Source organism: Flavobacterium chungbukense (assembly GCF_020805785.1).
Lineage (GTDB): Bacteria > Bacteroidota > Bacteroidia > Flavobacteriales > Flavobacteriaceae > Flavobacterium > Flavobacterium chungbukense.
This window is the reverse complement of record NZ_JAJGZV010000006.1, coordinates 34,572-47,558: the sequence shown is the minus strand read 5'-3', so window position 1 is coordinate 47,558 and position 12,987 is coordinate 34,572. Positions and strand designations below refer to the sequence as shown.

The 12,987-nt window shown below is 32.8% G+C and carries 9 protein-coding genes; 7 read left to right on the top strand and 2 right to left on the bottom strand.

The features are described from left to right. Nucleotides 1-185: 185 nt before the first annotated feature. From LL966_RS16735 to LL966_RS16725, 3 genes are all read left to right on the top strand, one after another. On the top strand, nucleotides 186-689 hold the full coding sequence (locus LL966_RS16735) for a lipocalin family protein (protein ID WP_229354835.1): 504 nt from the start codon (nucleotides 186-188) through the stop codon (nucleotides 687-689). A gap of 19 nt (nucleotides 690-708) precedes the next feature. After that, the gene (locus tag LL966_RS16730) at nucleotides 709-1,404 is read left to right on the top strand and encodes an OmpA family protein (protein WP_229354834.1); all 696 of its coding nucleotides are present in this window, start codon (nucleotides 709-711) and stop codon (nucleotides 1,402-1,404) included. Nucleotides 1,405-1,510: 106 nt separating this feature from the next. Beyond that, the gene (locus LL966_RS16725) at nucleotides 1,511-2,461 is read left to right on the top strand and encodes an ABC transporter ATP-binding protein (RefSeq protein WP_229354833.1); all 951 of its coding nucleotides are present in this window, start codon (nucleotides 1,511-1,513) and stop codon (nucleotides 2,459-2,461) included. A 291-nt stretch (nucleotides 2,462-2,752) separates the two neighbouring features. Here LL966_RS16725 and LL966_RS16720 read toward each other — a convergent pair whose 3' ends face one another. Then, nucleotides 2,753-5,164 carry a S9 family peptidase gene (locus LL966_RS16720; protein ID WP_229354832.1) on the bottom strand — a complete coding sequence of 804 codons (2,412 nt, stop codon included), beginning with the start codon at nucleotides 5,162-5,164 and terminating at the stop codon, nucleotides 2,753-2,755. Nucleotides 5,165-5,425: 261 nt separating this feature from the next. Here LL966_RS16720 and LL966_RS16715 point away from each other — a divergent pair, with 261 nt between their 5' ends. The 3 genes from LL966_RS16715 to LL966_RS16705 all read left to right on the top strand — a co-directional run bounded on the left by LL966_RS16715 (nucleotide 5,426) and on the right by LL966_RS16705 (nucleotide 8,065). Then, nucleotides 5,426-6,433 carry a 3-oxoacyl-ACP synthase III family protein gene (locus LL966_RS16715; protein WP_229354831.1) on the top strand — a complete coding sequence of 336 codons (1,008 nt, stop codon included), beginning with the start codon at nucleotides 5,426-5,428 and terminating at the stop codon, nucleotides 6,431-6,433. 453 nt (nucleotides 6,434-6,886) lie between these two features. After that, a complete protein-coding gene (locus tag LL966_RS16710) occupies nucleotides 6,887-7,198 on the top strand; it encodes a GIY-YIG nuclease family protein (RefSeq protein WP_229354830.1) in 312 nt (103 codons plus the stop codon). A gap of 195 nt (nucleotides 7,199-7,393) precedes the next feature. Beyond that, entirely contained in the window at nucleotides 7,394-8,065 is a 672-nt protein-coding gene (locus LL966_RS16705) for a copper homeostasis protein CutC (RefSeq protein ID WP_229354828.1), read from the top strand. 258 nt (nucleotides 8,066-8,323) lie between these two features. On the opposite strand, the gene LL966_RS16700 is transcribed toward LL966_RS16705, so the two are convergent. Then, on the bottom strand, nucleotides 8,324-10,744 hold the full coding sequence (locus tag LL966_RS16700; RefSeq protein ID WP_229354826.1) for a TonB-dependent receptor domain-containing protein: 2,421 nt from the start codon (nucleotides 10,742-10,744) through the stop codon (nucleotides 8,324-8,326). A gap of 330 nt (nucleotides 10,745-11,074) precedes the next feature. Between LL966_RS16700 and argS the strand changes: the two genes are divergently transcribed. After that, on the top strand, nucleotides 11,075-12,853 hold the full coding sequence (argS, locus tag LL966_RS16695) for an arginine--tRNA ligase (RefSeq protein WP_229354824.1): 1,779 nt from the start codon (nucleotides 11,075-11,077) through the stop codon (nucleotides 12,851-12,853). The last annotated feature ends 134 nt before the right edge of the window (nucleotides 12,854-12,987 follow it).

The window sequence follows — 12,987 nt, the reverse complement described above, 5'->3', positions numbered from 1 at the left end:
TTAAAGTGATGATATTCATTTATTCAAATAGAATACCAATTGTTTTTTGGGTGACAAAATGTCTTAAATGTTAATTTTGAAAGAAAATAATCAGATTCTAAAACGAAACTTATCCTTTCGAATCGTATATTTGTGGTATAATAATTGTTAAATGCGTAAGTATTAACTTAAAAAAAATAAGCAAAATGAAGAAAATATTTTTTATTTGTCTGATTGCCACGATGTTTTTTGCGTGTAAATCAGCTTCGACAACAGCAGCTTCATCTGAAGCGACTACACTTTCGACTAAACTTGACAAGAAAACCCAAGTAGCTTTAAAGGGAAATTGGGTACTTAGCAACGTAACTTATCCTGGTTCAGATTATATCAAAGTAAATTCATTTGATTTGGCAGATTCAAAATGTTTTATTGGTAGTACTTGGAGTTTTATTTCAAATAATAACAAAGGAACAATGGCTTTAACAGCTCCAAGCTGTACTTCATTTTCTTCTCCAATTGTTTGGAGCATCAACAACCAAGGTTTGTTAGTGCTTAAAATTCTTGATGCAGGAGAAAAAGCAAAGAAAGTAAGAGATGGTTACTTGCTTAAAGTGGGAAGTGTGACTGAAAGTTCGTTTCAGTTAATTGATAATATAAATGTTGGTGGTCAGGTTAAAGATGTGACTTACCAATTTCAAAGAGCCAATTAATATTTAAAGATATAAAAATATGAAAAAGATAACAGTTTTAGGATTAAGTAGTTTAATGGTTATTGCTAGTTTTTTTACTAGTTGTGATTCAGTAAAAAATGCAAATAACACACAAAAAGGTGCCGGAATTGGTGCAGTTGCTGGAGGTGTTATCGGAGCTGTATTAGGAAATAATCTAGGAAAAGGCGGAAACGCTGCTTTAGGAGCTGCAATTGGAGCTGCTGTAGGTGGTGGAACAGGAGCTTTAATTGGAAACAAAATGGATAAGCAAGCTCGTGAGATCGATCAGGCTTTACCAGGAGCTTCTGTAGAAAGAGTTGGAGAAGGAATTCACTTAACTTTAAATGAAAATTCAGTTCGTTTTGATACAAACAAATCTACTTTGACTTCTACAGCAAAAGCTAATTTAGATAAATTGGTTCCAGTATTTAATGAGTACGGAGATACTGATATTCAGATTTTTGGATACACAGATAATACAGGAAAACCAGAGTACAACTTAACTCTTTCTGGACAAAGAGCTGCTTCTGTACAAGCTTATTTAGTTGCGAAAGGATTAAAATCTAGCCGTTTCAAAACTTCAGGTTTAGGAATTGCAGATCCGATTGCTACAAATGATACGCCAGATGGTAGAGCACAAAACCGTCGTGTTGAATTCTCAATTACAGCAAACGACAAAATGGTAAATGACGCTAAAGCAGAAGCTGGAAAATAATTTCAAAACAAAATAAAATATAAAAAAAGCTGTTTCATAATTGAAGCAGCTTTTTTTTGACATTAGAAATTAAACATTGTAAATTTGACCTCTCATATTACAACTCATGCTTGACATTCAAAATATATCTTTTTCGTATACCGATACACCAGTTATCAAAAACGTCTCTTTTACCATTAACAAAGGTGAAAATATTGCTATTATTGGAGAAAGTGGCTGCGGAAAGAGTACGCTTCTTAAACTTATCTATGGTTTGTATGATTTAGATGAAGGAAAAATTTTTTATGGAGATAAACCCATTTTAGGACCAAAGTTTAATTTGATTCCTGGAATGCCATATATGAAATATCTGGCTCAGGATTTTGATTTGTCTCCGTATGAAACTGTGGCAGAAAACGTTGGTAAATTTCTTTCCAATGGTTTTGCCAATATGAAAAAACTCCGCGTTCAGGAATTACTAGAAATGGTAGAGATGGAACAGTTTTCTAATGTAAAAACAAAATTTTTAAGTGGAGGACAACAGCAAAGAGTGGCGTTGGTTAGAGTCTTAGCTCTAGAACCAGAGGTGATTCTGTTAGACGAACCATTTAGCCAAATCGATGCTTTTAGAAAAAATGCTTTACGACGTAATTTATTTCGTTATTTAAAACAAAAAGGAATTACCTGTATTATTGCTACTCACGATAGTACAGATGCCTTATCTTTTGCAGATGAAGCTATTGTAATGCGTCACGGAGAAGTTCTTAAAAAAGATAATCCAACCAAGATTTACGAAGACCCGCAAGTAAAATATGTTGCTTCTCTTTTTGGTGAAGTCAATGAGGTAGCGACACATTTATTGCTTCCTTATGAAGATGAAACTCATAAAACATTAGTTTATCCGCATCAGTTTAAGATGGTTTCAGAATCAAGACTAATGGTTAAAATTAGAAGAACTTATTTTAGAGGAAGTCATTTTTTAATTGAAACTGTTCATAAAAGACAGCTGATCTTTTTTGAAAGTGAAATTGATCTGCCGCTAGAACAAGAAGTGTTTTTAGTTTTAAATTATTTATAAAAAGAAAACCTTACGGGTGTAAAAAATATTCCGTAGGAATATCTTGTGGTTAGAAAAAAATATTATACCACATTTTTTGTCCTGTAGGGACATTTGTTTTTCTAAATTAATAAAACTCTACCTCATTAATCAAACGTTCCTACGGAACGTGTATAAATTGTAATTCAAATTTAATTCTACCAACGAAACATTCCTACGGAATGATTTTTTTTCAATAGAAATATATCTCAAAAACAAACCCGACAGATTTTAGAAATTTGTCGGGTTTTATTTATATGATTTTTAAAGAAATTAGTTTTTCAAATACTTTTCTAAAAACTGATCTTGTTCCCAAAGTAAGTGAAGAATATTTTCTTTAGCCGCATAACCATGAGATTCTTTTGGCAGAATAACCATTCTCGCCGGTGCTCCTAATCCTTTTAAAGCTTGAAAATATCTTTCTGTCTGTAAAGTAAAAGTTCCTGGATTGTTGTCTGCTTCTCCATGAACTAATAAAATTGGAGTTTTCATTTTATCTGCATTCATAAATGGAGACATGGTGTTGTATACTTCTGGAACTTCCCAGTAATTTCTTTGCTCAGTTTGAAATCCGAATGGCGTTAAAGTTCTGTTGTAAGCACCACTTCTTGCAATTCCGCAGGCAAAAAGATTAGAGTGAGTTAATAAATTTGCAGTCATAAAAGCGCCATAAGAATGACCACCAACGGCTACTTTTTTGCGGTTGATATATCCTAAAGCATCTACAGCATCAATCGCAGCAGCGGCATTGTCAACCAATTGCGAAATAAAGTTGTCATTTGGTTCTGTTGTTCCTTCTCCAATAATTGGAAATGCCGCATCGTCTAAAACCACATATCCTTTTGTTACCCAATACACGAAAGACCCATAATAAGGAAACGTAAATTCGTTTGAATTTTGAGTCGATTGTGAAGCACTATTTCTGTCTTTATATTCTGCTGGATAAGCCCAAATCAATAAAGGAAGTTTTTCTTTTTTTGTTTTGTCATAACCTGCAGGAAGATATAATGTTCCTGAAAGTTCTAAACCGTCTTTACGTTTGTATTTTATAACTTCTTTGCTCACATCTTTGATGCTTTCAAACGGGTTTTTGAAATCGGTAATCGGTGTTAAGCTGTTTTGTTTTTTTATATTTCTAAAATAGTAGTTTGGATATTCGGTTTTAGATTGAATCTGCACCAAAATTTTTCCTGACTTGAAGTCTTCAATTTCGTAAATATCTTCTTTTTTGTCTTTGTAAGGAGAAGTATAAATTCGTTTTGATTTTAAAGTTTCTAGATTGAATTCATCAATAAAAGGAAACTGACCGTTTTTTGTATAACCTTCTCCAATTCTGTAAAGATTATTTTTTTCGATAGCTAAAACATATTTGTTGTAAGCATTTTTCTTTGTTTCAAAAGTTCCTGGGTCAGAGTAAACATCTTGCGAATTTCGATCTGTAATTAATTTTGAATGCTGATTTGGATTTGATGGATTTATCAAATAAGATTTGGTATTTCTAGTGTCATACCATTCGTCAGATACTACAGCCAAATTATCATTCCCCCAAAGAATATCACTGAAACGCTGTGGAAGTTTTACTAATGACGAAGCATCTTTATCAAAAGGAGCATCCCAAAGAAAAACCTCGTCTCTAAAATCTACTTTTTTAGCTGGATCACCTTCGTCTAGAGCCGCTACATACGATAATGTTGCTGGTTTGTCGTTTCTCCAAGCCATTTCTCTTTTTCCTTTTCGAACAGCCATAAAACCTTTTGGCATAATTTCGTTTAACGGAACTTCATTTACGGTTTTAATTTCTTTTCCGTTTATAGAATACACAACTGTTTTAGATGGAAATCTATTTAACGGAACAACATAAGAAAATGGTTTCTGAATTGTAGTTAGCATAATATAATTGCCATCAGGCGAAATTCTTTCTCCAGCAAACATGGCAGCTTCTTTAAATAAAACGGCATCACCATTTAATTTAACTTTATACAATTCAGAAGTTATGCTGTTTTCAAAATTAGCTTCATCATTTTTGTTTTTCAACATATCTGGATACGTTCTGTTTTGCGATTTTTCGCCAGAAGTGTTGGAGACAATTGGGCCAGTTGGCAAATCTTTCTTCGAATCTAAAAGTGCCGGTCTGTTTTTAGGAAGCATTTTCACTAAAATAGTTTCATTATCTAAAAACCAGCTGAACGGATTTCCAAGATTTGCATTTACATTGGCATCTGTAAGTTTCGTAGCCTGCGTCGATGCCACATCTAAAACCCAAAGTTCTACGCCAGAAGCGGCAGTGTGAGAAAAAAGGATTTTTTTATCGTTTGGCGACCATAGAATGTTGGCGATTTTAGGATTATCTGGAAGACCTTTTACTTGAACTTCTTCTTTACCGCTAACTTTTCTTAATTTAAGATTGGTTACATAAGTTACGGTACTAGAAATGTTGGTAACAGGATTAATTCTCAAACCTGCTAAACGAACTTCATCCTGATTTAAGTCATCGAGAGTTTTGTATGTATTTCGATAGGTTAAAAGCATATTTTCCTTTTTTGTATCCATAGATACAGAAGGAGGTCTCTGATAATCTGCTAAATCTAAAATGGACTTAGATGGTTTTTGATAAGTCAAATTCTCTTGAGCATAAGAAAAGAAGCTTATATTTAAAAATAATAACAGCGTAACCTTTAATTTCATAGTTTGAATTTTAGTGGTTTATAAATGGGATTCAAAATGTTTGACTAAGATACCTTCATCTTGTTACATTTTATATCTGATTTTTAATTTTTTTCAGTTTTTGTAACAGAAAATTGTCTTTTCAAGAAGTAAATGATTGTATCTTGCTGTATTATTAAACTATATTAAATTGTCAATTACGAAAAAAATAGTATTTTGTATACGTATATTTTAAAGTATGCGTAAATTTGCAATCCAATTTTTAATAAATAATAATAGAATATGTATCATTCAAAAATAGCTGGTTTAGGATATTATGTTCCTTCAAATGTGGTGACTAATGATGATTTGTCTAAGATAATGGATACTAATGACGAATGGATTCAGGAAAGAACTGGGATTCAGGAGAGAAGACACATTGTTCGTGGAGAAGACACTACAACTTCAATGGGAGTGAAAGCAGCTAAAATTGCAATCGAGCGTTCTGGTATTGCCAAAGAAGATATTGATTTTGTGGTTTTTGCTACATTGAGTCCAGATTATTATTTTCCAGGACCTGGAGTTTTAGTTCAGAGAGATTTGGGTCTTAGAACAGTTGGAGCTTTAGATGTTAGAAATCAATGTTCAGGATTTGTTTACGCAATTTCTGTAGCAGATCAGTATATAAAAACCGGAATGTATAAAAATATTTTGGTGATTGGTTCAGAAGTTCATTCTACAGGGTTAGACATGACAACTCGCGGGCGCGGTGTTTCGGTGATTTTTGGAGATGGAGCAGGAGCAGCAGTTTTAAGTCGTGAAGAAGATGTAACTAAAGGAATTCTTTCTACTCACCTGCATTCTGAAGGAGAACATGCAGAAGAACTAGCTTTGCAAGCACCAGGAATGGGAGCGCGTTGGGTAACAGATATTATTGCAGACAATGATCCGAATGACGAAAGTTATTATCCATATATGAATGGGCAATTTGTATTTAAAAATGCTGTTGTTCGTTTTGCAGAAGTTATCAACGAAGGGTTAGAGGCAAATGGTCTTCAAGTTTCAGATATTGATATGTTGATTCCGCATCAGGCAAATTTGAGAATTTCACAATTCATTCAAAACAAATTCAAATTAACAGACGATCAAGTTCATAATAATATTCAGAAATACGGAAATACGACAGCGGCATCTATTCCGATTGCTTTGACAGAAGCTTGGGAACAAGGAAAAATCAAATCTGGAGATACAGTAGTTTTAGCAGCCTTCGGAAGCGGATTTACTTGGGCAAGTGCTATAATTAAATGGTAAATAATTCATCTTACATTATATTTTTTTTAAAACCTGCTTCATCTTTTGAAGCAGGTTTTTTTTATCCTTCTGTTCTCGTAACTTAACTGAGCTGTCAGGCTGAGCGAAGTCGAAGCGCGCGTTTGAATTGGCACGCCCTTCGACTTCGCTCAGGGAGACAAAACTTTGACGATTATATGTTATTGATTTCTATTTGTCAGGCTGAGCGAAGTCGAAGCCCACGTTCCAATTGGGGCGACTTTTGACTTTGTTCAGGAGGACATTCAGATTTCGTATAATTTGTTTTAAGTTCTATTTGTCTTTTAGCTTTGTCAGGCTGAGCGAAGTCGAAGCCCACGTTCCAATTAGCACGTACTTCGACTTTGCTCAGGATGACAAATAGGGCTTTTTAATTCAGTGTAAAAAAAAAGAAATATTTTTCTTACTTTTAAATTTGGTTAAATTGAAAAAGAAATGAAGCAGTATTACGTTTATATTTTAAAATGCTCAGATGGTAGTTATTACACAGGAATGACGAATGATATAAATCGAAGAATAAATGAACATAATTATGGTTTAAATAAAGAGAGTTACACTTATAATAAAAAACCTTTAGAATTGGTTTTTTGTACAGAGTTTAATGAAGTTAATCAAGCTATTGCATTTGAAAAGCAAGTAAAAGGGTGGAGTAGAAAAAAGAAGGAAGCTATAATAAATGATAGATGGGAAGATTTGAAAAAACTTTCAGAATGTTTAAATAAAACAAGTCATAAAAAAATTTTATAAAAAGAACGTTTAATAGTAAATTAGCGTTCGACTTTGCTCAGTAGAACGCATATAACTTGTCAGGCTGAGCGGAGTCGAAGCCCACGTTCCAATAGGAGCGCCCTTCGACTTCGCTCAGGGTGACATAAATTGAGCAAAACTTATTTGGCTTGTTAAGAGGAATAAAATAGAAGCACTATTTAACTAAAAATACTAATGAAAAAAAATCAGCTCGAAATAGCTTGCTTTAATTATGAATCTGCGATAATTGCACAGGAAAATGGCGCAGATAGAATTGAATTATGTGAAAACATGAAATTAGGAGGAACAACGCCAAATTCTATTCTGGTGGTTAAAGTCCGTGAAAGTCTAAACATTAAAATGCATGTTATCATTAGACCTCGAGGCGGTGATTTTGTTTATTCTGATGAAGAACTTACAGAAATGAAACAAGACATTAAACAATTTAAAAAATTGGGAGTTGATGGTTTTGTTTTCGGAATCTTAAAAGAAAATGGAAAAGTAAATAAAAAGCAGAACAGAGAATTGGTGCATTTAGCACATCCGTTATCTTGTACTTTTCATCGTGCGTTCGATGTGGTTAAAAATCCGGAGAAATCACTTGAAACTATCATAGATTGTGGTTTCAAAACGATTTTGACTTCTGGTCAAGGTGTAAATGTTGAAGAAGGAATTTTAGCTTTGGAAAGACTTCAGGAATTAGCTGGAAATCGCATTGAAATTATGCCAGGCGGCGGTTTGAGATCTTCAAATGTAAAATTGCTTCAAGAAAAATTAGACTTGACTTTTTATCATTCATCAGCCATAACAAACGATACAGAAATTGCAAATCCTGAAGAAATAAAAGAAATACGTAATTTTTTATAGACTAAAATTTATTGAGATGATATCCCAAGCGACTTAAATTTAATCTGCGTAAATCTGCTTTAATCTTTTTAAATCTGCGTGAAAAATTTTCTCAAAAGTATTTCAGCAGATTAAATTAGATTTTATTTGTTGAGTAAAACTTTTTTCTACTTTTAGTAGAATTAAATAAAATAAAAAAAGTCTGGAGTTGGCATCTCCAGACTTTTTTTCTACAAAAAATATTCTAAAATTATTTAAAAAAATCTTGCAATAAGACGATTAGAACATTCCGCCTCCGTCTTTATTCGTATTATCATCTCTTTGTTTACGCTGTAAGTTTTTGATTTTTCCACCGCCAAAGTTATATGTTAAACCTACATAAACTGTCTGGCTTTCCCAAGTAAATTGACCTGCTTGAGGATAAGGATATTGTGTGTCAAAAGCATATTTCATAGTCTTGAAAACGTCATTAAAACGTACGCTGATGTTCATTTTGTTGTCTAGCAAAGTGTAGCGTGAACCAATGTCCATTTTGTACATTTCGTGACTGTTGTTTTGAAGTCCATCAACAGTGCCTCTGTAAAATCCGAATAATAAGAAGCTTAAACGTTTGTTGGCTTTGAAGTTAGAGTTCATACGTCCGTTGAAAGCAGCAACAGTAATTTTTCTTTCAATTGGATTACTGCTATTATCAGCAGCATTGTATTGAAACACAATACCTTGTTGATTGATGCTTGAAAAATCAATAGATGGTTGAATATCCCACCATTTTGTGATTTTATAGTTAAATGAAGCTTCAAATCCGTAAGCTGTATTATGATCGTAGTTAGTAAAAGACATAATCTGTTTTTCTTTGCTAGGATCTGCAGGATCTGGATATAAAATTCTGCTGATTTGATCGTTAATACTTCTCACAAAAACACCAGCTGTAAAACTTCCTTTTTCTAATGTTTTAGTGTAATTCACTTCTACAGAATTGGTAAACTGCGGTCTTAATTCAGGATTTCCTAATGAAGTTACAAGAGGAGTTGCAAACTCACGAATAGGTTTTGTCTGCTCTAAACTCGGACGGTCAACACGACGGCTGTAACTTAATTGCAAAGTGTTTTTCTCTGTTATGTTGTAAGTCAAATATGCTGAAGGATACAAAGTGACATAATCATCATCAAACATCGTTTGACCATAATTTAAATTGGCTTGAACTTTATAACTTTCAAAACGAGCTCCCACTTGGTAGCTTAGTTTTTTGAATTTCTGTCCAAATGTTACATAAGCAGAATAAATATCTGTATCATACGTGTAATGTGAAGTTCGATCTGCAACAGGAAGCAACGGGTTTCCAGTTGTATAATCATTTCCAGTTCTTGTAATTCTAGCTTCAGCACCAGCTTCAAGAGTTGTTTTTTCGTTTAACGGATTAACATAATCAACATTTAATGTCGTTAATTTTCGAGTGCCTTTTAAGAAATCATTATATAATAAATCAGCGCTTGAATTGTCTGTTTTTGTTGTTTTAGTATCAAAAGAAGCATTTTGCGATTCTTTATTGTCACTATAATTTCCTTCAAAGTCTAAAGTATGACCTTCTTTTTTAAAGATATGTTTGTACGCCAAATTGTAAGTTCCAACTCGATCTGGTCCCCAATATCTTGATTTTTGGAAAATATTAGAAATATCAGAATTCGTTACGTTATTGTAATCGATGTCTGTATCTACAAATCCTTTTCCGTTAGATTTGTTTTGATTCGTATAAATGGATAACGTATTATGGTCATCGATTAAAAAATCCATTCCAATCTTGTATAAATACGAATCATTATCATTCATTACATCAATGTTCTGAACAATATCTTGGTCAAATCTTTTAATAAATCCATCGTTGTAGTAGGTTCCAAAGTTTTGTCCCACATTACCAAAGAAATTTACTTTTCCAGTTTTATAATTTAAATCTAAAGATTGATTGTATTTTGCTGTTTTACCAAAAGTGATTCCGCCGCTGTAAGTTCCATTAAAACCAGTATTCGCATTTTTATGCAGAATGATATTGATAATTCCAGACATTCCTTCTGGGTTATATTTGGCACTTGGATTTGTAATCAACTCAATTTTTTTGATAGAAGTTGACGGAATTTGTTTCAACAATTGCGCAGGATCAATGTTAGATGGACGTCCGTCAATTAATACACGAACATTATCATTTCCGCGAAGCGAAAGTTTTCCGTCCTGATCTACATTCACAGAAGGAATATTGTTCATAATATCTGATGCCGAAGCGCCCGCTGTTGTCAAATCTTTACCAACCGTAACTACTTTTCTGTCGATTTTTTGTTCGATAGTAGAACGTTCCGCAATAATGTTAACACCTTTTAATTGTGTAGCTTCTTCTTCTAAAGAAACATTAACAGTAGCAGACTTTTTGTTTTCGCTCAAAAGAACTGAGCCAACATATTTTCTAAATCCGATATATTGGATTTCGATGGTATAACTTTTTAAAGCTATATTTTTAAAAGAAAAGTCTCCATTGTCATCTGTATTGACTCCAGAAACTACTTTTCCATTTTCTTTAAGAGAAACTGTTGCATAAGAAACAGGCATTCCGTTTGATTTCTCTGTAATTTTTCCAGATACATTTCCTGTATTCTGGGCTTGTGCTGTTGCGATTACCCCCAATAACGCAAACAGAAAGATTTTTAATTTCATGATTTTTACTGATTATTTTTGATTTGATTGATGATGATTGTGTTAGTTACTTTTTGTTTTTTCTTTTTTTTTCAACTTCAGAAATAAATTTGAAGTCTCTATTAAGACTCTTTTGTGTTTAATATGTTACAGGAAATTGTAAAAAAAAGTTTCAAAATTTTCGCATCCCTTGTTTTGTAGGAGATTAAGCTTTTGGTTTTTTAATAATTTTAACAATTTGAAAAACTCTTTTTTTATCAAATTCTGATTCTTTTAATGAATTTAATATGTTTTTGATTTTCTCTAATTGATGAATAAGCAGTATCTTTGCTCACTTTAAAATAAGTTTACATGTCATTACCACAAATTCTTACACCTTCTATACAAAAAGCAATACAAGCATTATTTGATGTTACTGTTGATAAAATCGAATTTCAAACTACAAGAAAAGAGTTTGAAGGAGATATTACAATGGTAATTTTTCCACTTCTGAAAGTGATTAAAAGCAATCCGGCTGAATTGGGAAATAAAATTGGAAATTATCTAGTTGAAAATGTTTCTGAAGTTGCACGCTTTAATGTGGTTTCAGGCTTCTTGAATATTGTAATTTCAGACAGTTATTATGTGAATTTCTTTAATGGAATTAGAGATAATAAGAAATTTGGTTATGTAGCTGCAAACCCAGATGAAAAAGCGGTAATGGTAGAATATTCTTCTCCAAATACCAATAAACCTTTACACCTAGGTCACGTTCGTAACAATCTGTTAGGGTATTCTGTTGCTGAAATTTTAAAAGCTTCTGGTAAAAAAGTGTACAAAACTCAAATTATCAACGATAGAGGAATCCATATTTGTAAATCGATGCTGGCTTGGGAAAAATTCGGAAACGGAGAAACTCCTGAAACTTCTGGTTTAAAAGGTGATAAACTAGTTGGTAAATATTATGTTGAGTTTGATAAAGCCTACAAATCTGAAATTAATGGTTTAATTGAAACTGGTAAAACAGAAGAGGAGGCAAAAAAACAAGCACCAATCATTATTGAAGCACAAGACATGCTGAAGAAATGGGAGGCTGGTGATGAAAAAGTGATCGACCTTTGGAAAAAAATGAACGAATGGGTTTATGAAGGTTTCGCCACAACTTACACCAATCTTGGAGTTAATTTTGATAAATATTACTATGAAAGCAACACGTATTTATTAGGAAAAGATGTTGTTCAAGTAGGTTTAGATAAAGGTGTTTTTGAAAAAGATCCAGACGGTTCTGTTTGGATTGATTTGACTGACGAAGGGTTAGATCGTAAAATCGTACTGCGTTCTGACGGAACTGCGGTTTATATGACACAAGATATCGGAACCGCAATTCAACGTGTAAAAGATATGCCAGATGTTGGCGGAATGGTATATACAGTTGGAAACGAACAAGATTATCACTTTAAAGTATTATTCTTGATCTTAAAAAAATTAGGTTTTGATTGGGCTTCAAGCTTATATCATTTGTCATATGGAATGGTAGATTTGCCTTCAGGAAAAATGAAAAGCCGTGAAGGAACTGTTGTAGATGCAGATGATTTGATGCAGGATATGACAGATACAGCAAAACAAATCTCAGAAGATTTAGGAAAGCTTGATTACTATTCTGATGAAGAAAAAGCAAAACTGTATAAAACAATTGGTCTTGGAGCTTTAAAATATTACATTTTAAAAGTAGATCCTAAAAAGCGTATTTTGTTTAATCCAGCGGAATCGGTTGATTTTGCAGGAAATACAGGACCTTTTATTCAGTATACTTATGCCAGAATTCAATCGATAATCCGTAAAGCCGATTTTGATTTTGCGGCTGAGATTCAAATTGAAGAATTGCACGAAAAAGAAAAAGAATTGGTAAAACAAATTGAACTTTTTCCAGAAATAATTCAGAATGCGGCACAAAATCATAGTCCAGCTTTAATTGCTAATTATACTTACGATTTAGTAAAAGAATACAATTCATTTTATCAGTCAGTTCATATTTTAGGAGAAGCTGATTTGACAAAAAAAATATTTAGAGTGCAACTTTCTCAAAAAGTAGCCGAGATAATAAAATCAGCATTCGAATTGTTAGGAATTGAAGTTCCTGAGAGAATGTAAATCTTTTTACATAATTTTTAAAAGCCAATAGTCTAAAAACTATTGGCTTTTTTTGTTGTTTTTTAAACCTGTTGGGGTTAATTATATTTCTTTTCTTAAATACTTTTGACTTCGAAACTATCGGGAGATATGAT